Origin of the sequence: Peribacillus sp. S4 (genome assembly GCF_046715815.1) — a bacterium.
Classification (GTDB): domain Bacteria; phylum Bacillota; class Bacilli; order Bacillales; family DSM-1321; genus Peribacillus; species Peribacillus frigoritolerans.
Genome location: NZ_CP175708.1, coordinates 4,424,281 through 4,445,320, shown reverse-complemented (window position 1 = coordinate 4,445,320; position 21,040 = coordinate 4,424,281). Strand labels below are relative to the sequence as shown.

Below are 21,040 nucleotides of genomic sequence, written 5' to 3'. Positions count from 1 at the left end.
AATCCACCTTTTTTCAAGGTGGATTCAAACTGAAATACAAGCCACATGGCACTATATGATGCCAATAAAAAAAGCGACCGTGATAAAGGCTTGATCGCTTGTGAAAGATATGGATTATTCAAAAGGCCCTTCCGAAAGAAGGGTCTCTTTATTTAAAGATGAAATGTTACTGCAAGCTTGAACGTAGCTTTTTTCGGGTTGTTATTGCATTCAGCGTTAGAAAAATGTATGGACTTCTGTTATACCTCAATCTCCATCCCGATGTTCCGTTCTTTCGATTGGCTGTAAACACCTTTTGCCACAGCGAGGTCAAAGTAAGCGGCACCGACTGATTTAAAGAAGGTAATTTCCTCTTCATTTTCCCTGCCTGTTTTGGTCCGCATGACAAGTTCATAAAGCTCCCCGTGTATATCATTAAACGACCAATTTCCCTGATTGGCTGCAGAAATGAGTTCTCCTGCTTCAGCCTTCACACCCGCCAAATCGTCGACGATAATTTTAGCAGCGCGTGAAACGGTGGTATTATCCACTTCTTTCATATCCGGTAAGTAAGACCCGACCCCGTTAATGTGTGTGCCCGGCTTTACATCCTGCCCATTAAATACTGGCTCGTTCGAGCGGGTTGCACAGCAAATGATATCTGCTTGACGAACAGCTGCTGAAACATCTTCGCAAACATCAATAGGAACGGTTACTCCGAATGTCCGCAGCTTTTCACTGAATTTCTGCGCTTTCTCTGGTGTGCGATTTACTAATAAAATACGCTCAATGTCCCTTACGGCCAACACCCCGATTGCTTGTTCAAATCCCATAGCTCCTGTTCCGATGATCGTGAGAACCCGGGCGTCTTTACGAGCAAGAAAGTCTGTGGCAATGCCGCTCAATGCCCCTGTTCTGAGACGTGTTAAATAGGAGGCATTCAACAATGCTAGGTGTTCGCCATTTTCTGCATCTGACAGCAAGATGACTCCTTGTGTGGTTGCCATCCTCCTTGAAGGATTCTTTGGAAAAATCGTAACGACTTTGACTGCCGAAACCTCTTCAGATAAATCAGCGCTTGGCATGTAAAGGGCCGATGCCTCGTGTTGAGGGAAAGCAAGCACTGTGCGATGAGGGTTATCTATTTGTTGAGCACCATGTGCACGCAATACGGCCTTTATATCCGCTATTGCGTCTTTCATTCCATATGATTGTTGAATTTCCTTCTCGCTTATTACCAACATTCAATTGTCCTCCTTGAAGTAAAAGAACCATAGATTACATGGCACTAGTATTATGTGTTTCGTCTAATTTCTGATTGCTGCGATCCTTAACTGCCCAAATCGCTGCTAGTGACAGGACAGATGCAAAAATAATATAAAGGGCGACAGGAACATAGGAGTTATTAAACCTATCAAGTAAAGCCGTTGCAACTAGCGGCGCTGTTCCTCCTGCCAGAGCTGCTCCGATTTGATAGCCAAGCGTGATGCCGGTATAACGGATCTTTGCATCGAAAATTTCCGAGAACATCGTACCAAGAACTGCTGTGATGGGAGCCCAAATAACTCCTAAACCTATCACTGTTGCAACGATCAATAGCAGTACCGATTTTTGCTGCAGCAACCAGAAGTATGGGAATGCAAACAGGGCCATCCCAATCGTTCCGCCTATAAACAGCTTTTTGCGGCCAATCTTATCAGATAAATTCCCCATGATTGGTATTAAAATCGTCGTTATAATTGTCGCAATCATGACTGCAGTTAATGTAGCTGTCCGGGAGAAGCCGAGATTTGCAGTGGCATATGATACGACAAACGTGCTGAAAATATAAAATGGAGCTGTTTCTACCACTTTGGCTCCGACGGCGATAAGCACTTCACGCCAATAATTCTTAAGAGTTTCCACTATCGGCAGCTTTGGAACTTCTCCCGATTCCTTCACTTTTTTGAAAGACGGTGTTTCATCAATTCCTTTACGAATCCATAGGCCAAAAAATACTAGCAGAGCACTAAAAATGAATGGGATACGCCATCCCCAAGTCATAAATGCGTTTTCAGGCAGCAGTGTCATAATGGATAGGGCAACGGTACCAAGCAGCATTCCTATCGTAACACCCATTTGAGGAATGGCTCCGAACAAGCCCCGTTTCTCAGCGGGAGCATATTCAACGGCCAATAAAAGCGCTCCTCCCCATTCACCGCCAATTCCCAGACCTTGTACTAAGCGCAGCGTGATCAATAAAATCGGCGCCCAAATCCCAACGGCTTGATACGTAGGAAGAAGCCCCATCCCAAAGGTTGCGACACCCATTAAACTAAGTGTTAAAACAAGGGTTTTCTTTCTCCCGATACGATCGCCAATATGGCTGAAAATCACTCCGCCAAAGGGGCGGATGAAGAATGCTAACGCAAAGGATGCATAGGAAAGCAACAGCCCTATTGTCGGATCCTCATTTACGAAGAATAGCTGGTTAAACACGAGAGCTGAAACGGTCCCATATAAAAAATAGTCAAACCACTCAATCGAACTTCCGACTAAACTCGCAATTAAAATTCGCCGCATTTGTTTCTTCTCCATCTTGAGTCACCCCATTAAAATTGAAGTGTCACTTCAATTTATTATTTCCTTTATTGTAAATAATTTATAATTTTCTGTCAATTATTTTATTAATGACGGAACATTCATCAAAATTTGTACTGTATAATGAAGCTAGATACTATGTAAAAAAAGGGGGCATCTCTATGCCTTTTGATTCAATCGGGGAAAAAATGAAATCATTGAGGAAAGAGCGAAAACTAACATTAAAGAGCCTTGCTGAACAAACAGGCGTTTCGATCAGCTTTTTATCACAAGTAGAACGGGGTAAATCAAGCGTCACATTAGAGTCATTAAAAAAAATCGCTGATACTTTGGATGTCAGCCCAAGTTTCTTTTTTTCTGAGGACCGTTCCCAAGAAAATTCAGATTATAATCATGAACAATTTCACTATCAGAATTTATCCAGCGGCATTCGTGATGCTGTTTTTTCGCCTATTCTTGTCACCTTAAAGCCAGGAGAAAATAAAGGAAGCGCCTTTTCTCATAGCGGACATGAATTCTTATTCATTATCGAAGGGAAGTTAACAGTGGAAATAGAGGGAGAAAGAATGGAACTCCATGAACAGCAGTCTTTCATGTTCGATGCTCGAAAAGCCCATTACTGGTTTAACTTCTCGGATCAAAATGTCCGGTTTTTGGTTGTGTCGTCGAAATAACGTTTGAATAAAAGTATATCCAGTTAACGAAACATGTCGTACAAAAGGATAGATGTAAACAGGGATTCCTCACTGTTCATCTATCCTTTCTAACTGTTAATTTGTGTCTTTGCATTAGGTCCTCATTAGTTGATAGAATGATTTATCAGCTCTGTTTCTTTGATGAAACTATTAATGAGGAGCGCTATACATACCTTTCAACAAATAGAAAGTGGGATTTTATGATTAACCTGGATCAAGTGAGTAAAAATTTTTCACAATTTCAGGCTATTAAGTCTGTTACTTTAACAATACCTAAAGGTGAAATTCATGGAATAATCGGAGCAAGCGGAGCAGGGAAATCAACGTTGCTGCGGCTAATGAATTTGTTGGAGACCCCAGATGCGGGCGAAGTGGAGGTAAACGGCCAAAGCTTGACAACATTGAACAATAAAGCACTTCGAGGGGCACGGAAGTCGATTGGCATGATCTTTCAGCATTTTAATCTTGTGGCAAATAAAACGGTTTATGACAATGTGGCAGCCTCTTTAGAGCTGGCAAATTATCCAAAGAAGGAACGTCGGAGCCGTGTGGTAGAGTGTCTCCAATTTGTCGGATTGGAGGGTGAGATGGAGAGATATCCTGCACAATTAAGCGGGGGACAAAAGCAGCGTGTTGCCATTGCAAGGGCATTGGCAAATAACCCTCAAGTGTTGTTATGTGATGAACCGACCTCTTCCCTTGATCCAAATACAACCGCTGAAATATTAGACGTGCTACAAAACATCAACAAACGCTTCGGTGTGACGATCGTCATTGTTAGTCATGAGCTGGATGTCATTAAAAGTATATGCAATCGTGTATCGATCATGGCAGAGGGAGAGATTTATGACACGGTCTTAATCGAACCAACCGGGATTCAAAAAAAGGATAATCGTCCAGAATACTTTATCGAACAATTAGCAGAGAATGGTGGGCGAGGTCATGCCTGAGATTATAGTTCAATATGAGGCAGAAATTTGGCAGTCAATTGGAGAAACCATTACGATGGTTGGTGTGTCCATTTTAGCTGCTATTTTGATAGGATTGCCTGTCGGGACCTTGCTATTTCTTTCTAGGAAGGGTCATTTGCTTGAAAATCCGTGGGCTTTCTCGATTTTAAATTTACTTGTGAATATTATCCGTTCATTCCCGTTTTTATTATTGGTTGTTTTTTTAATCCCGTTTACAAGACTCATAATCGGTACAGCCATTGGTACAGCAGCTGCTTGCGTTCCATTAGCCATCATCGCCATTGCCCATTATTCGCGATTGGTCGAGCAATCTTTATTGGACGTGCCAAAGGGTGTGATCGAGGCAGCTATTTCGATGGGGGCTTCCGTTAAGGATGTCATATTTAAATTTCTTTACGTAGAGGCTCGTTCAGGGCTTGTCCTCGGACTAACAACATCGATCATCAGCTTTATTTCCTATTCAACGATCATGGGAGTGGTCGGAGGCGGCGGTATCGGCGACTTTGCCATCAGGTATGGCTACCAGCAGTTTAAGACGGAGCTAATGATTTATATGATTATCATTATGATTATTCTAGTACAGCTTATCCAATTCATTGGAACAGCTGTAGCCAGAATGATTGATAAAAGATAAATAATGGAGGGAAACATCATGAAAAAAATACTCTTTCTCATGGCAGCAATTATGTTGTTTTTAGTAGGATGTGGAAAGACGAATGAAGTAAAAGAGAAAGAAAATACGCAGAATCAGGAAAAGGAAGAGGTTACATTGAAAGTGGCCTCACTCATTCCCCCAATGACGGAAATCCTTGAGCTTGTTAAACCAAAGCTGGCAGAGGAGGGCATTAACCTGGAAATGGTCGTATTAAGTGATAATGTGCAGCCTAACACCGCACTAGCGGCAAAAGAAGTGGATGTGAACTTCTTCCAACACGTTCCATATATGGAGGAATTCAACCGAAACAAAAATGCCGAGCTAGTACCAGTGAAACCCATTTATTTTGCCAATTATGGTGTGTATTCCAAAGAATACGACTCAATGGATAAATTGCCAGAGGGTGCCGTTATTGCCATTGCAAATGATGTGTCGAATATCGACCGCTCATTGGCCTTGCTGGCACAGCATAAAGTAATCACTTTAAAGGAAAAAAAGGGTCCATACTATACAATGTCTGATATCACTGAGAACCCGAAAAACTATAAGTTTAAAGAAGTCGATTTATTAATGCTAGCGAGAACGTATGATGAAGCAGATGCAATCGTAATAACACCTGCTTACGCTGCACCGCTTGGTTTGACACCAAAAAATGACGCCCTTCTCACAGAAGGTGTTGAAAATGACTTTGCGATTACATTAGTGGCACGCAAGGATAACGTGGATTCCGAGCCAGTCCAAAAGTTGGCCAAGGCCATGACAAGCCCGGAGGTACGCAAATTTTTAGAAGAGAAATATAGTGAAACGGCCATACCGGCCTTTTAATTTTGATACAAAGAAAGGGCTATTCCTTCAACAGGAATAGCCCTTATTTACGTTTCAGTTTAACTTTGCCAATTTTGCGGCTCCTGGAAAATTACAAAGCATAAAGAAATATTCTATTATCCTACCTTCTTTATACTATAAATCCGTTTAATAAAAAGTCCCTTCATTTCTTGAATAAATATAGAAACTCTTCTAAAATATATTTAGTCCATAATTTTACAGTGAATAAAAATATTACATAGAAATGAATAAGAAAAGAAGTTGAAAGGACTTTCCATTATGTCGATGATTTACGAATCTCAAACACTAGTTTCTGCCATGCAAACGCGTGTCGGACAATATAAGGACCTGAAAGAACAGCTCACGGAATTAAAAAAAGGATTTGAGAGTATCGTTCATTTGGATGATGAGCTGCAGGGGCAAGGTGCAGAGGCCATTAAAGGGTTTTACAAAGCACAGATCGATGTCGTGGATTCTTGGCTGCGCCTCATCAATCGGCATGTAGCCTTTTTAAGTGGAATTCAAGGAGATACAATCGAAGCGAACCTTAGTGAAACCGTGGTTACTGTTCCTTTTTTAGAGGAAGAGCTGACAAATGCCACTCGAAATTCCAAGGAAATGGTCACAGCCCAGAAAAATGATTTGAAAAAAATATTGGCTGGAATTGATGATATCATTCAGTTAGAGCCTTTTTCCGATGATGCGTTCTTTGAAAATATCGAGAAAGCTGAAACGAAACGGACCCAAACGATAGACAAAGTAAACGAAATCGATCATAAGTGGACGACTGAATATGCAAATTCCGAAGCGGACCAAGCAGCAGTGGCAGCACTCATGGAGCAATTGAAAATATCCAGTACAAGGGGAGGAGTAGTATCCCCTCTCTATTTTAATGCAGCAGCTTATAAAAATAGTGAAGCCTATAAAAACCTGGAAGTAAGGAAAAAAGAAACCGCGCAATATCTCAAGGTTAAGAAAGAAGAAGCGGAGAATCGCCGGATCAAAGACCTGAAGGCCCAACTCGATCATGTAACAGATCCAGATGAGTTCCTCAAAATCGCCAAGCAGATCGGGTATGAAAACTTAGCGCCCACCCAGCAGCAATATGTCATGCAGCTAGAAGCATCCAAGCAAACGGCAGACATTGCAAAAGGAATCGGCGTAGGCCTTTATGATGTAGGTAAAGACTTCGTGACCGGAGTTTGGGACTTTGTCACAGATCCTGGAGAAACGGTTGAAGGCGTGGCAAATTCAATCATGCACCCGATAAAAACCTATAAATATATATCCAAATCCATCTCCGACTCATATGAACGGGATATGGTAAATGGAGATGCCTATTCTAGGTCTCATTGGGTATCCTATGCCCTCGGAACAGTCGTCACATCTGTGGTCGGAACAAAAGGCGCAGGAGCCGTAACGAAGACTGGGGTAGCCACAACAAAAGCCGCTGCAGTAAAAGGTGCAACAAAGGCAAAAGAACTGGCCACTATCCCTAACCTATTGCCATACAATCCTAAAAACCAACTGTCGTTGGCAGGTGGAGTACCTTATAATGTGGTTAATGGTGTTGGGTTGAGAGATCAGTTAATTTCAATGGCGAAAGTGGAGTCTGAAGTTAGTGGTAAGAGTACGGGTAAAGTTCTAGACTCTGTACCAACAGTAAGAAATGGGCAATTTAAAAACTGGTTTAATTCCTTAACTATGGAAGAATTTGATAAAGTATGGGGAGACCCTAAGCTAAGAGAGTCAATTAAAGACCGGTTGCGCCACCCTGGTGGGTTGCACGAATGGCACTTGGTTTCCCGTGCTGATACATTTAAATACTGGGGGGTAACTGCCGATCAAATTGTAGAAATGAGAACACTGATAAGTGAAACGAAGTTTGTTAATCCAACCGGAAAACATGGTGGAAAAGGCTCTACAAAAGCACATAATGAGCTATTAAAAATAATTGATACATCTGAAGACTATGATATGTTTAAAAGGCGCCTGCAAAATTGGGCAGATTATCGTTTTGAGGGTGGTTCTGATGCACTGCCAAGTGGATTGAAACCAAATAGGAGGTAGCTTATGCAAAAAGAAGGATTTGTATCATTTTGGGTAGGGAATATTAACTCATCAGAGGAATTAGACAATTTACTTGAAATTTCTTATACAGAGGATGGGGATTTTATTCCATCAATGTTTGCTCAAAGCTTTGGAATCGATAGATATGACGACGCTGTTAGAGAAGCGGATTTTTATGATGAAGCTGATAACTCGCTTAGTCGATTATTGGAAGGATTCTCTTACGATGATGACATTATTCCTAAATTTTCTTCATTGTGTGGCGCACAGTTGCCAAGACAGTATAATGTTGTAATTCTTCTATACAACTTTAAATATGAGGGGATTAAAAAGAATACTACAATTAATAATAGTAATTTAGAGTTTTTAGGTGCAGTAGAATACTTGTAATTTAGTTGAAAAACCTTGATTGGCTTAAGCTACTCAAGGTTTTTTTTGTCTATATAGTTCAAAGTTTAAAATAAAAGAGGTTGCCTCGATTCTTTAACTTAAAAGAGATCGACTTTTTAGGTTGTAATTCTATTAGCTAAATTAATTACTGAAATGGGTGATATTTTTGTCTATTAAGAAATCAATGGGCCAATACTTCAGAAGGAGAAAAGAGCTTGCGGATGACGGAATGGACTTTTTATTTAAGACTCCAGTTACTGAAGATATTAATTCAATAATTTATGAAGGTGAAGTTGACGAAGAAGATTATATTACATGGAAACCTGTAGAAAAAACTACTTCACATGACTTAAAGGAGTTAGAAGAGAAATTAGGGGTGGGATTCCATAAATCAATTATTGAATATTTTAATTCGTACTGGTTTGCTGATTTAGACGGATTTTTAAATGATTCCTATATCAAATTAGAGGCGGTTTTGCCAAACATCGAATTTGATTCATTACGAGGGACCTTAGAGGGGTATAAGAGCAATCATAACAATAGACTAGAAAATATCCCTTTAGGTATCGAGGGGAATGGTTTGTTAGTGGTAATTGATAATGAGAACGGTAAAGTAAAGTTAGAGGATTTCGAAAGGAATTCATTTGAGGTTATATCAGAAAGTATTGAAGCATTAATTTCTAAACTAAGAATAAAAAGATAGTCGGAAATAAAGGAGAAACTAAATGGATAAAACTCAAATTTCGAAAGACATTAGAGGTGCGATAAAAAGTGGCCAATTGGATACGGTAAGAGATTTACTCGAGAAAGAACCAGAAATGTTAACATGGATGACGCCCTTTGGTACTTGGTTACATATAGCAGCAGCTCATGGACATTTAGAAATAATAGAATATCTTATTAATGCCGGGATAGATACTAATGCGCAGGGCGGAACTTTTTCTACAAATGCCCTTGAAAGAGCAGCTACCAAAGGGCATTTAGATATTGCCGAATATCTCATTACCCAGAATGTCGAGATTGATACTAGTGAACCAGATAGAAATCCTCTGTTTGCTGCAATATATGGTGGTCATTTTGAGATCGTTAAATTGTTAGTTGAGAAAAATATAGATATCTCCATAAAATACTCTGGTGACAACATGAAAGATATGGATGCTTATGCATTTGCCATTGAAAGAGGGCAAACAGAAATTGCTGACTATTTAAAGGGAAAAATGGATCTGATGGGGACTTCAAGTTAGTTTATGAAAAATTAATGAAAGCCAAAGGGTTTAGTAGTCAAAACCAGGCGAAAAACTGGCTGAGAGAAAAGGGTTTAACGCCCCACCATGCAGATGACATTACAATACAGTTAATACCTACAAAGTTACATAAAAATATACCACACATTGGTTCTGCATCAGATTTAAGAGGAGGGTTTTGAATTGAGTAATAATTATATAGATCAAATAGAAAATAAATTAAACACCTTAAATATTAAGAAACAAGAAGTCTTTTCTTTAAGTTCAAGAGAAAATCAGATAAAGAAAATAGAGACAATGTATGATATTAACATTCCAAAAGATTATAGGGAGTTTCTTCTTAACTATGATGAAACTTTTTTTGAAAATGAGGTAACTTATAAACCGATTGAGACATCACCTTGGACATCTAAGGAGGGTACTCAAGTATTTGAAGGTTTTTATGGATTATCTAGTGAAAATAATTTATTCTACCAAATCGAAGGTTATTTAAATCGGATGCCAGATTGTATGATTCCAATTGGGGAAAGCCCGGGAGGAAATTTAATTTGCATAGGAGTAAAGGAAAGCTTTATGGGTAAAGTTTACTTCTGGGACCATGAAAATGAACGTGAAGCTAAAATAATGGTAGGAATAGAAGTTGCTTCAGATGATATTAACTCATATTGGGAAAATATACATCTAGTTTCGGAAACATTCTTAGGTTTTTTAAGTGGATTAGAATTAATTAATGAAACTGAGAATATAGATGTTGATGATGTAGAGCTGTGGCTAGATGATGATTTATTAGATGATTAAATTGTTTTAAGCAATTGCGGTTAGCCTTAATTGGTTAACCGTATTATTATGATTACCATTTTAAATGGATAACATTTTCAAACAATATATTGGAAAGGACATTTTAAATTCAATATTAGTAGGTGATTTTAGTGAAATATTTAGCTTTACAAGAATTTATTAAGCAGTATGGCGAAGATGATGATTTTACAGGTGGAGTAAGTGAAGATCAAGTTAAAGAAACTGAAAATAAATTACAGGTCCCACTTCCGGAAAGTTACAAATGGTTTTTAAGAAACTATGGTTCAGGAGGAATTTTTGGTGTAGATATAATAGGGTATGATTTAGTAGGTCCATCAGTAGTAGATGCCACTAAAGATTATCAAAAGCAGTATAAATTAATTGACGGGATAGTGGTTATAGAAAGTGTTGATGAATTTGCTTACTGTCTCGATACTAATAAAATGCAAAATGGAGAATGCCCAGTGATTCTTTGGGATAACCAAGAAGGATATGGTTTTACCGCAGCTGATAATTTCCTAGACTATTTGATCGAAAGTCTTAAAGAGGCAAAAGAAAACTGGGATGAAGATGAAGAAGATTGGTAAAAGCTGAGGGTAATAGTTATATTGCTTTGTTATAAAGTATGAAATATTTTTATATAAGAAGAAGTGGATAGAGCCTTTTGAAAAAGGGGCTATCCATTTTTTTTGTTCAATGAAGGCCGAAAGAAGAAAAAGCTTATAAATATTTGTGATTGATCCAACTAGTTCAATCTTCTTCTTTCCCTACTACATGCCCTCGCATCCTTTATGCATCTGGTTATCTCATGAGAATTTATTATTTAGTAAGATGTATTTCTTATGTTTATTAGAATATTACTAAAGCTTTTTTCTATAGTGTTAATAATTGAAAGATAAGTTTTTTAATTAAATTCTTTAAAAGTAGGAAATATAGTATGATTAAAAATAACTACTTAATATGAATATATGCTGAGGTGATTAAATGGACAGAGCCTATACAGCTGATTATCAATTAATTACAGCGTTACAGGCAATTAAAGGACGATTATATTTTTGCCCTAGATGTAATGGGGCTCTTCATTTTTATCCGGGAACGAAGAATACCCCTCATTTTCGCCATGGCAAGGGGGTTCCCGAAGAAGTAAAAGCTGCCTGCGAATTATATTCTCAGAGTCTTGGTGAATACACTATGTATGATCAAGAGCTTGCAGCACGCCAAAGAGTTCGACTTGTATTAAAAAAGCAAGATGAGGAATACATATTTCAATTAAAGTTCCCATTGATTAATCAATTAAATGTAAATATGCAACGTCATAATATGTACTATACATATCATTGTGAACAGATTTCAGAATTCCAGTTAAATACTGTTCGTTTATTACCAGCTCGCCCAGCTTGTGAGCAAGACGTTCCTTTGCTTGCTAGATATACATTTAAATGTACAAATGAGCGATATGAAAAAATGTTGGGGCTTCATATTAGTGGCATGTTTGAGCCATTTAGTGATGGTCCCCTTATTTTTAAAGATATACAAGGTCAATTTAATAGCATACCTTATCGTAAAATTACATTATCTGGTCGTTTTTTTGTAGTATCAGCAACTCCGTTAATATATATTCATTCAGAGCTAGAGGTGGTAAGCCGAATACGATATGAGCAATTTTATATCTATGAATTAATTATGCCAATAGAGTTCTCTGATGATTTACAGACATGGTTTACGAGAATTCTTTACTATACACTTTTGGCCGCTACATGTCATTTAGATATTCTTCCTCCAGTTTCTTTCAAAAAAATAGGTACAATTGTAGAAATAAATAGTCATAAAAGTTTCTGGCTGGTAACCAATATTGGCATGAGGCATATGGAACAGAGAGTAATTTTGGTACATCCGAATAATCGGCGTCAAGTATTAAAAGTACCAAAAAACCAGATTGTGGAACTAAATATATCAGATTCAGGGGATTATTTGCTATATGTTGATCAAGAAGTTTCAGAGATTCTAACATTACGTTACACCCCGATATTAGAGCATACTCGTAACTTCAAAGGGCAAGCAATAATTGATAATAAAGATGCGTTATTTACAATTCGTGAATTACACGAAGAAAAAATAGAATTCGAGACAGATTTATCTGTATTGGTACACACTGAAACGGATATCAATTATGAAATAAAACATGGTGGCAAAAATACCTTTAAAGCACCTATTCGTATAGATTTTCCTACATTATGGAGTGTAAATGTTCAACAACCCGTATCTTTAACAAATAGGATAGCATTTGAAAATATTCTTAGCTTATATGAAAAGCACTATCTGTATCCAAAAGTTATTTGTTTAGTAGAAGAGATTCGGTTACTAGAATCAATTGTAATGAATAGTGCCTTTGTGTATAAAGATAGGATTCTTTACTATATTCGGCGCTTTAGTATACGTGCTCCTAAACCAATTGTAGAAATAATAAAGGAGATGAAAGATATTCAATGATTGCTTTACTTAAAATTTATAAACGAAACATTACTCAAAAAGATGGAAATACAAGTGAAATTGCAGGTGCACAACCATATGCTATTTACAATGATGGAAATTTACAAGAGTTAGATGAAAGTGATTTACTCTCTATTTTCCCTAATTCAGGTAAGATTTTCGTTCCAGAACATTACCAACCACCGCAGAAAGAAGTTTTCCGCTTTCATGAGCTTATTGAATCTAACACATTTGATGTCTCTAGACCTACCTCGTGTAAATATTTCTTAGGAAAAGAAGTATTTAATCTTAAATTTTTTGAAGTCATTGATCTTGATGAAACTATTGCAAACGATAGGCATCAAATAGTGGATCTATTAAACAAAGGAATATCGATCCCATTTGTTGTTTCTAACCACGTTATCTTTAGAACTGCAGATGACTATTTAGTAGGTCCTCTTCAAATGGAATTTATCAATGGTGTATACCGTTGTAAAGAACAAGATTTTATTCAGTACTACCAACAAGAAGTTGTTATTACTGCGATTCTTGATAAGAACCAAGAACGTCTTTTTTGTATGAACCAACTAGACTCAGAAAATTTAGTAGGCTGGATTGATGTGGCAAATGAACAGCGTGTAATTAGTGATGCCCTAAAACAGCTAAAGGATAATGCCGATTTAGCCGAATTGTCTCGAAAAATGATTGCTCGATTAAAAGAATGGTACGATTCAGATAAAGCAAAGGGTCCACACTTACAAGAACGTTTACAAAGAGCTATTCACATTATGCAAGGTCATACGTTAAATCAAGAAGAAATCACTTTATTTACAGAATTAGTTTTAGAGTTAGATGTAACAAAAACAATTATAGAACAACGTGTCCAGCAAGGATTTGAAGATAAATATGAGAACTTTTTAAAAGAAAATGCAAAGCTTGTAAAAGAAAATAATGTAAGGAAGCAAGAATTAGATAACATAAAAAGTGCTTATATTAATGAATTCAAAGCTTTAGAAACAATAAAATACCAGTATTCTGAAATTAAAAACACAATGCACGATAAAATAAAACACTTAAAAAGTAATTTTGCAAGTGTGTATGCAGAACAAATGGCTCTATCGAATCTTCCAACTCAACCAATGGCAGCTATTTCGGTTCCTAATAGTGCACAACTTGGTTTTGCTCAATTTCAATCTATTTTAGGAAAATCTTTATCGAGTGTCAGCGATTTTAGTAATCTACTTAATGGTAACCTTTCTATTTTTAAAGGTAATGATGAAAAAGGGACATTATCTGCAACTATATTATCTGCAATTATACTGCGCGAGCCTATTATTATATTTGGTGCCAGTAGCTTTGAATTAGCTAAATGTATTGCTAAAACAATTGCCTGCGAGCAAATGGTAACTGTAATTCCTGAAATTGAAACATTCAGTTTAAATCAATTAAATCAGCAGTACACCCAATTTACGAGAAACGAAGCGGTAAAAGCACTTGTTATTCATAATCCACATACAACTGCAGCATTATATAGCTTACCAGTATACTTTAAACAGAATAAATGGGTGGATGAGGTGATGCCAGATTTAACAATTATCACAATTGATTCCTTAGATGAAGCCCTACCATTTATAGAGAAAATGCCTTATGCACCTCTAATTAATTCGATGGATTATATGTCTCGTTTTATGAATAGACGTAACTTTAGAGCGCTTCAATCTGGACAATTAATGCTTGAACAAATTGAAGGATCTGTTGTGGAAGAAGATTCAATATCTATTCGTAGAGAATTTAGAGAATGGATTGAAGATTATAAAGACAGGGATGTAGAAATTCCTTATCAATTGGTTGAATGGTTAAATCAATTAAGTTCATTCGTTTCTGACGATGAAATATTCGAATGGTGTTATACAGTATTTAAAAATGCTATTAATATCCGTCAAAATGATGACGTAGTAGGAGTAGAAGTTAAATGATTAATGAATACATTACAGTGCAACGAACCATTAATCATTACAGTTACTATGTGAAGCAATTGATTATTGGTCTTTGTGAGGAGTTTCAAACAAATAAAGTCCATTCTCACAGATTAATGCCTGTTCTCCAAAGATTATTTAATAAAGAAACTAACATATTTCTCTCTTTTTTTAAAGATGAGAAAAGATCTGTTCCCATGCAGTTTCTTCAATTCCTTTCTCAACAAGGAGAAATCATTCATGTGGGTAATAGCTATTATACATTGTTCCCTGAGAGGACTGTTCAACTACATGACGGTCAGTATATAGCGATAAGTTCTTTAAAGGCTCCTATACAGAAAAGGAGTCTAGGAATAGGGCAGCTGACTTCTAAATCATTAGCTATTTCTCTTACGTATGATGATTATATGTATCGTCCAACATTTGAAAAATTATTAAACGTATACACTAACAAGCTATCAAATCATCACGACATTGACCCTAACGAAATGGTGTACTTTACTGAAAAAGGTTCATTTAAAACATCTTCCATCAAAAATATGCAGGAAGGTGAATTTTATATTCTTTACTTTGATCGAGTAATTGGAAGCAAAATCAAACCTGAGAAGTATTTCGCCCAATGGAAAAAAGGAGAATGGTATGTCACTCAGATACCTAGTTCTATGCTCACTCGATTCCGATACGCGCTACGTTTTCTCAAAAATGCAACCTCGACATATCAAATGATTAAACATAATAACGGCTATATTGAGATTAAGCTACCTTTTTCACTTCCTAGAGAAGAAAATATACTATTACGCCTAATTGCAACGCCAAATGAAAATAAATGGCCTAAAAGCTACCTTACTACAGAAGATCAAATCAATAATGTGCGTGCTATTTTGGCATATTGCAAATTAAAAGAAGGAGTGTTAAAGGATGGAGTACACAATTAATTTTGTAACTAAGCGTTTACATCGAAAATTAGTGGAGTATATTGAAACACAATATCCAATCAGTGAACCATCTCTTCAAAGAAAGCGTACAGAATTACTGTATAAGCCAGGTATTCTTTCTACAGAACCTTATATTGAATCAACACCTGTCTATGAGCCTGGGAACTTTTTTGAAAATATGGATATCCCAGAATCTGCTCAAAAGTTAATGACCAAATTAGCAGCTTTACAACCATCTGTCGGTGTGTTTCCGCGACCGTATCTACATCAACAACAAGCTATGGAAGCTTTTTTACAGCATCATAATGACTTAATTGTTTCAACAGGTACAGGTTCCGGGAAAACCGAATCCTTTTTACATCCGATATTAAATACACTATATGAGGAAGCTAGCGAAAGACCTCAGCATTTCAAAAAAAGAGCTGTACGAGCGTTAATTCTTTATCCCATGAACGCATTAGTTAGTGACCAAATGACTCGTTTACGGCGTTTATTTGGTGATGAACGAGTGAAACAAATTTTTAATGATGCTGATGCTGCAAGCAGAAATGTTCAATTTGGGATGTACACATCTAGAACACCATATGCTGGCGCACATTCTGCGACTAAAGATCGTTATCAGTTAAATGACATTTTAAATTACTATACGAAACTAGAAGAAACAATGCCTGATAAAGTAGAGCAAATGAAAGAAAGAGGTAAATGGCCTGCAAAGGATTTACAATCATTCAAGAACTCTAAAAAAAATAATCGAGATCGTTATCGAGGACTTCCTTCAGATGCAGAGCTATTTTCACGTCACGAAATGCAAGATACACCACCAGATATACTTGTCACGAACTATTCAATGCTAGAATATATGCTCATGCGTCCTATTGAACGTTCTATTTGGGAACAAACAAAGGAATGGTTAGCTGAAAGTGCAGACAACCACTTTATACTAATTCTAGACGAAGCGCATATGTATCGTGGTACTGGCGGTGCTGAAGTAGCGTTACTGATTCGTCGTCTCCAATCCCGCTTAGGAATTGAACGTGATCGTATGAAGTGCATACTAACATCCGCTAGTTTAGGAAAAGAAGACGATGTAGACGGTCCTATTAAATTTGCAGAACAACTAACTGGAAAACCTTCAAAACGTCGATTCAAACCTATCAAAGGAACGAAAGAGATACGTCCTCCAGCTCGAACTGTAACGATAGCAGAAGTACAAAATTTAGCTAATATGAATAGCGAATCTTTTATAAAATATAAAACAAATTATGATGACAACTTACAAGAGATGAAAGTATTTTTTGAATCTATGGAATGGCCACAACCACCTTCTGAACAAAAGGATTTTCCTCGATATTTATATGAGCAATTAGATGGATTTGGTCCCTTAGAAAAAGTGATTGCTCAAATTAGTGGACAAGCAACTTCATTAAAGGAAATTGTAGCGATTGTTTGTCCAGATAATGAGCAAGGACTAGCTGAAAAAGCAATGAGTAACCTTTTATTATTAGCAAATGCTGCGAATAAAGATGGACGTGTATTACTTCCTGCTCGTGTACATATCTTTTTCCGTGGGTTATCTGGTATCTATACGTGTATAGATCCAAAATGTAAAAGCTGTCATGAAAATGGGCTACTAGGAAAGATTTATGATGATTATCGCTTAACTTGCGATTGTGGTGCCCGCGTTTATGAAGTAGTAACACATCGCTACTGTGGATCTACTTTTATTAAAGGATATATTCTAGAAAATACAGATTATCCAACTTATCTTTGGAATGAAAGTGGTCATGGTATTGTTGGAGAAAAACTAACAGAGATTCATTTATTAGTTGAGCAACCACATCCTGAAGCTTTAGAAAGGAAAAGGATCGCTCCATTATGGTTGCATATAGAAACAGGCTTTATTAGTGATGAACCACCGAATTCTATGGAAGGATTTATTCAAGTGTATGAGTCTGTTGAAAAAGTTTCAAAGCGGAAACATAACAAATATTATTCAAATGCTCGTTCGTTTGAAAAATGTCCTTGCTGTTTAAAAAGTGCAAAGTTTAATATACGAGATTTACGCATTAAAGGGGAACAGCCTTTTGCTAACTTAATTCGAGAACAATTTAATATACAACCACCAATGGAAGGAAAAGCAACAAACATAAACGAAGGGCGTAAAGTTCTTATCTTTTCGGATGGTCGTCAAAAGGCCGCGCGTCTTGCACGGGATATTCCAAACGAAGTAGAAAAGGATTCTGTTCGTCAATTAATTTTAAAAGCTGCATATGAACTTGAAAAACAAGGTATACGTGCAACAATTGGTCGCGAATTATACCCTACTGTTCTTCATTTCATCTATGAAAATCGTTTACTTCTGTTTTCACAGTTACAACGAAAAGACTTAATGAAGGATGTAAAAAGCTATGTCAAAGATTTTTATGAGAGAAAATTATCAGATGTAGAATTTGATGAGATTTCCATGTCTATTCGAGAAGAATTTAAGTTACGCATGTTAGAAATCATTTCTTCTCCAGGTTATTCAATTTATGATACAACTACCGGAATTGTCGTACCAGCGAATATGAGACGATTATATCGTGATGAGCAGGTACAAGATTGGATTAGCAAAGAGGATTTAGAGAAGGTCGCAATACTGTTTATTAAGGAATTGCTAGATAATATAGCCATTGATATTAGCCTTGATGTTTTTGATAGACGTGAATTACTAGGAGTGTATCGTGATGATTCAGAATGGGGCAAAACAAGCCATTCTATTTCAAAGCAACTTAAAGTGATTATAGCTGCTTATGTTGGTGAAGAGAATTCTGAGGTACTTATTCAACATTTATTTGATCAGCTTTGTAGAAGTCAGTTAGATAAATATTACTTAGATTTGGAAAGATTAAAAATTATAGACGGAATTAATTACACTTGGTATAAGTGTACTTCGTGTAAACAAATCAATGCAGTTATTCCACATAATAATTGTCCTAGTTGTAATGCCGATACAATTGAAGAATTGCCATCAGATAGTGAAATATTAAAAGCAGAAAAAGGTTATTGGCGTACAACGATTGCAGAAGTTTTAAAAGGCGAAAAAATTACAAATGTTTCTGTTGAAGAACACACAGCACAGTTATCTCAAAAGGATTCAAGTATTGCGTTAGCTACAACAGAGCAATATGAGATGGCCTTTCAAGATATCGTGCTTGATGAAAGCTTAGGAATTGTTGATATTTTAAGTTGTACAACGACGATGGAAGTGGGTATTGATATTGGCTCTTTAACAGCTGTTGGAATGCGTAATATCCCGCCACAGCGTGAAAATTACCAGCAAAGAGCCGGGCGTGCAGGGCGTCGTGGTTCATCATTATCGACAGTTATAACGTATGCACAAGATGGTCCACACGATCACTATTACTTCAATAATCCCAAGTTAATTATTAGTGGAGATACACGAAAGGCGCTAATTTATATTAATAATAAAAAGATTATTAAGCGCCATTTAAACGCTTTACTTATTCAGACTTATTTCCATAACCACGCGCAAGATGGAGAACTAGCAACTAGTAATATTTCTGAATCACTAGGTACTACTAAGGACTTCTTTAAAGGAATTTCTCAATTTAATTTAGATAGTTTTGAGGATTGGTTAGTAAAACAGGTAAAAAAACAATTCAAAAATTACCCTGAGATTTTTGCTATTATTCCTGAAGAAGCTATAAAAAATGAGGGGGACAAATGGTCACTAATTAAAGAAGCTGCTGACAATATTGGGCAAGATTTAGTTGATGCTTTCTGTGTGATTGAAAAAGAACTAATGGAGTATGAAGGATTGATCGATGAAGATGATCAATATACAGAGCAGCATCCAGATGAATTGCTATTAAACTTTTTATTTAATCATGGTTTCTTACCGACCTATGCGTTTCCTAAAGATTTAACAAGTCTTTATATTCAAGGTCGTGATAAGAAAAACAAATTAATTATGGAACAAAGACCCCAACTAGAATTAAACCGTGCTTTAGGTGAATATGCACCAGGACGACAAATAGTAGTAAACAAGAAGACTTATCGTATTGGTGGTATTTATAATCCATTTTCTAAAAATCCTGAAGCACCTGCTCAAGACCTGAATTTACATGGGGAACATGTAGCCCTATGTGTGAAATGTAATTATACAGAAATTGCAAGTAAATCTACTGAGAAATGTCCTAACTGTAAAGAGAAACTCAAATCAATGCCATACATTCGTCCTACGGGCTTCTCACCAGAAAAGGGTAAAGAGGTACCAAAAGGTGATTTAACACAAGAATACAGCTTTGCGAGTACGCCACAGTTACCTGTACCGAATGAAAAAGTTAAGTTTGATTTCAAAACTTTAAATAATTTTGGTTTTATTAAATACGAACACAGAGAAGATGAAGAACTTATTGTGATGAATAGAGGTACTGATGGTGAAAGTGGCTTCTTCATGTGCGAGGATTGCGGATTCATCAAGCCTGTCATTGAAAATGATGATTTATTTAAAGGGCACTATAAACCATTCCAACGTCATGGGATGATTGAGAAAAAATGTTCGGGTCACTTACATCAAATTTATCTGGGTAATAAGTTTACATCAGATTTATTTTTAATCCGTTTAAATATGGACAATCATATTGACTTCAATGCTAACAAACAATGGTTACATGATGCTTTATTAACGTTAGGAGAAGGCCTAGTATTAGCGGCTAGCAGGGTACTAGATATTGATGCTCAGGAATTGACAGTAGGTTACAGGATTGTTCATAATGAACAGGGCGAAAGCTATGCTGATTTATACTTATTTGACACATTATCTGGTGGTGCAGGTTATTCCTATGTAGCAGGAATGCGGATTGAAGAAATTATTAATGAGACATTTAATGTACTAAGCCAATGTATAAATGCTTGTGAATCATCTTGTTACAAGTGCTTACGCAATTATCAAAATCAATTGAAACATGAACATTTGAATCGTCCACTTGGCTTGGAACTTTTAACATATTTAGTTAAAGGAGAACATACAAAATATACGTGCGAAGAACAAATTCAGTATTTAAAACCTGTTAAAGCTGCTTACGATTTGCATCATGGTGAGAATTACTCACATATAATAGAAGTAAATGGGAATGTTTTTATTAAGCTTATCGATGGAAACTTGATTGGTTTAAAAAATAACATTGAGAAAAAGTTAGCGAATAATAACATTCGTTATTATTCACCATACGAGATTAAATTTGATTTACCAAATGTATACGAACTTCTTTAAAGTTAATGTGTTTGAGAAGTTTCATGTACAATAATTAATCCCAGCAAATTTGTTTTTAAGATACATTTGCTGGGATATTTATTAATTATAAATTTAATCATAAATTTAATCATTTTAAGCTAAAAAATCATTTGCTTCTTTTTTTGATTGAAATTAACGGACAAAGTAGTTTTTT

Annotated in this window: 18 protein-coding genes; 16 read left to right on the top strand and 2 right to left on the bottom strand. The window is 36.5% G+C overall.

Annotated elements, in window-relative coordinates; translation table 11 throughout:
• Positions 1-239: 239 nt before the first annotated feature.
• Positions 240-1,223 (bottom strand): ornithine cyclodeaminase family protein, encoded by a 984-nt coding sequence (locus ACJ9PY_RS21110; protein ID WP_411738918.1) that lies wholly within the window; start codon positions 1,221-1,223, stop codon positions 240-242.
• 34 nt (positions 1,224-1,257) lie between these two features.
• Positions 1,258-2,556, bottom strand: a complete 1,299-nt coding sequence (locus tag ACJ9PY_RS21105; RefSeq protein WP_258249062.1) for an MFS transporter — start codon at positions 2,554-2,556, stop codon at positions 1,258-1,260.
• Positions 2,557-2,720: 164 nt separating this feature from the next.
• Here ACJ9PY_RS21105 and ACJ9PY_RS21100 point away from each other — a divergent pair, with 164 nt between their 5' ends.
• The 16 genes from ACJ9PY_RS21100 to ACJ9PY_RS21025 all read left to right on the top strand — a co-directional run bounded on the left by ACJ9PY_RS21100 (position 2,721) and on the right by ACJ9PY_RS21025 (position 20,865).
• A complete protein-coding gene (locus ACJ9PY_RS21100) occupies positions 2,721-3,233 on the top strand; it encodes a helix-turn-helix domain-containing protein (protein WP_096340110.1) in 513 nt (170 codons plus the stop codon).
• Positions 3,234-3,454: 221 nt separating this feature from the next.
• Positions 3,455-4,204, top strand: a complete 750-nt coding sequence (locus ACJ9PY_RS21095) for a methionine ABC transporter ATP-binding protein (RefSeq protein WP_411738917.1) — start codon at positions 3,455-3,457, stop codon at positions 4,202-4,204.
• Complete coding sequence (locus ACJ9PY_RS21090; protein WP_411738916.1) at positions 4,197-4,859, top strand: methionine ABC transporter permease; 663 nt, start codon at positions 4,197-4,199, stop codon at positions 4,857-4,859. The genes ACJ9PY_RS21095 and ACJ9PY_RS21090 overlap by 8 nt, the downstream gene beginning before the upstream one ends.
• 18 nt (positions 4,860-4,877) lie before the next feature.
• The gene (locus tag ACJ9PY_RS21085) at positions 4,878-5,705 is read left to right on the top strand and encodes a MetQ/NlpA family ABC transporter substrate-binding protein (RefSeq protein WP_034309854.1); all 828 of its coding nucleotides are present in this window, start codon (positions 4,878-4,880) and stop codon (positions 5,703-5,705) included.
• A gap of 279 nt (positions 5,706-5,984) precedes the next feature.
• A complete protein-coding gene (locus ACJ9PY_RS21080; RefSeq protein WP_411738915.1) occupies positions 5,985-7,775 on the top strand; it encodes a ribonuclease YeeF family protein in 1,791 nt (596 codons plus the stop codon).
• A 3-nt stretch (positions 7,776-7,778) separates the two neighbouring features.
• Positions 7,779-8,165, top strand: coding sequence for an immunity 22 family protein (locus ACJ9PY_RS21075; RefSeq protein WP_411738914.1), 387 nt, complete (start codon positions 7,779-7,781; stop codon positions 8,163-8,165).
• 184 nt (positions 8,166-8,349) lie between these two features.
• Complete coding sequence (locus ACJ9PY_RS21070) at positions 8,350-8,868, top strand: SecY-interacting protein Syd (protein WP_411740303.1); 519 nt, start codon at positions 8,350-8,352, stop codon at positions 8,866-8,868.
• A gap of 22 nt (positions 8,869-8,890) precedes the next feature.
• Positions 8,891-9,409 carry an ankyrin repeat domain-containing protein gene (locus tag ACJ9PY_RS21065; protein ID WP_411738913.1) on the top strand — a complete coding sequence of 173 codons (519 nt, stop codon included), beginning with the start codon at positions 8,891-8,893 and terminating at the stop codon, positions 9,407-9,409.
• Positions 9,410-9,423: 14 nt separating this feature from the next.
• The gene (locus ACJ9PY_RS21060; protein ID WP_411738912.1) at positions 9,424-9,591 is read left to right on the top strand and encodes an HNH endonuclease; all 168 of its coding nucleotides are present in this window, start codon (positions 9,424-9,426) and stop codon (positions 9,589-9,591) included.
• Position 9,592: 1 nt separating this feature from the next.
• A complete protein-coding gene (locus ACJ9PY_RS21055; protein ID WP_214809682.1) occupies positions 9,593-10,207 on the top strand; it encodes an SMI1/KNR4 family protein in 615 nt (204 codons plus the stop codon).
• Between the two features lie 131 nt (positions 10,208-10,338).
• Positions 10,339-10,794, top strand: a complete 456-nt coding sequence (locus tag ACJ9PY_RS21050) for an SMI1/KNR4 family protein (protein WP_411738911.1) — start codon at positions 10,339-10,341, stop codon at positions 10,792-10,794.
• Between the two features lie 145 nt (positions 10,795-10,939).
• A complete protein-coding gene (locus tag ACJ9PY_RS21045) occupies positions 10,940-11,071 on the top strand; it encodes a competence protein ComK (RefSeq protein WP_411738910.1) in 132 nt (43 codons plus the stop codon).
• 120 nt (positions 11,072-11,191) lie between these two features.
• Positions 11,192-12,697: a hypothetical protein gene (locus tag ACJ9PY_RS21040; protein ID WP_411738909.1), complete on the top strand. Its 1,506-nt coding sequence runs from the start codon at positions 11,192-11,194 to the stop codon at positions 12,695-12,697.
• Positions 12,694-14,652 (top strand): hypothetical protein, encoded by a 1,959-nt coding sequence (locus tag ACJ9PY_RS21035; protein WP_411738908.1) that lies wholly within the window; start codon positions 12,694-12,696, stop codon positions 14,650-14,652. Before ACJ9PY_RS21040 ends, ACJ9PY_RS21035 begins: the two co-directional genes overlap by 4 nt.
• Positions 14,649-15,587, top strand: a complete 939-nt coding sequence (locus ACJ9PY_RS21030; protein ID WP_411738907.1) for a hypothetical protein — start codon at positions 14,649-14,651, stop codon at positions 15,585-15,587. The genes ACJ9PY_RS21035 and ACJ9PY_RS21030 overlap by 4 nt, the downstream gene beginning before the upstream one ends.
• A complete protein-coding gene (locus ACJ9PY_RS21025) occupies positions 15,571-20,865 on the top strand; it encodes a DEAD/DEAH box helicase (RefSeq protein ID WP_411738906.1) in 5,295 nt (1,764 codons plus the stop codon). The genes ACJ9PY_RS21030 and ACJ9PY_RS21025 overlap by 17 nt, the downstream gene beginning before the upstream one ends.
• Positions 20,866-21,040: the final 175 nt, after the last annotated feature.

Coding starts and splice junctions, on each gene's coding strand:
- ACJ9PY_RS21040 (WP_411738909.1), top strand. CDS start 11,192: ATGGACAGAGCCTATACAGCTGATTATCAATTAATTACAGCGTTACAG.
- ACJ9PY_RS21075 (WP_411738914.1), top strand. CDS start 7,779: ATGCAAAAAGAAGGATTTGTATCATTTTGGGTAGGGAATATTAACTCA.
- ACJ9PY_RS21035 (WP_411738908.1), top strand. CDS start 12,694: ATGATTGCTTTACTTAAAATTTATAAACGAAACATTACTCAAAAAGAT.
- ACJ9PY_RS21030 (WP_411738907.1), top strand. CDS start 14,649: ATGATTAATGAATACATTACAGTGCAACGAACCATTAATCATTACAGT.
- ACJ9PY_RS21060 (WP_411738912.1), top strand. CDS start 9,424: ATGAAAGCCAAAGGGTTTAGTAGTCAAAACCAGGCGAAAAACTGGCTG.
- ACJ9PY_RS21110 (WP_411738918.1), bottom strand. CDS start 1,223: ATGTTGGTAATAAGCGAGAAGGAAATTCAACAATCATATGGAATGAAA.
- ACJ9PY_RS21025 (WP_411738906.1), top strand. CDS start 15,571: ATGGAGTACACAATTAATTTTGTAACTAAGCGTTTACATCGAAAATTA.
- ACJ9PY_RS21095 (WP_411738917.1), top strand. CDS start 3,455: ATGATTAACCTGGATCAAGTGAGTAAAAATTTTTCACAATTTCAGGCT.
- ACJ9PY_RS21100 (WP_096340110.1), top strand. CDS start 2,721: ATGCCTTTTGATTCAATCGGGGAAAAAATGAAATCATTGAGGAAAGAG.
- ACJ9PY_RS21065 (WP_411738913.1), top strand. CDS start 8,891: ATGGATAAAACTCAAATTTCGAAAGACATTAGAGGTGCGATAAAAAGT.
- ACJ9PY_RS21090 (WP_411738916.1), top strand. CDS start 4,197: ATGCCTGAGATTATAGTTCAATATGAGGCAGAAATTTGGCAGTCAATT.
- ACJ9PY_RS21105 (WP_258249062.1), bottom strand. CDS start 2,556: ATGGAGAAGAAACAAATGCGGCGAATTTTAATTGCGAGTTTAGTCGGA.
- ACJ9PY_RS21080 (WP_411738915.1), top strand. CDS start 5,985: ATGTCGATGATTTACGAATCTCAAACACTAGTTTCTGCCATGCAAACG.
- ACJ9PY_RS21085 (WP_034309854.1), top strand. CDS start 4,878: ATGAAAAAAATACTCTTTCTCATGGCAGCAATTATGTTGTTTTTAGTA.
- ACJ9PY_RS21070 (WP_411740303.1), top strand. CDS start 8,350: ATGGGCCAATACTTCAGAAGGAGAAAAGAGCTTGCGGATGACGGAATG.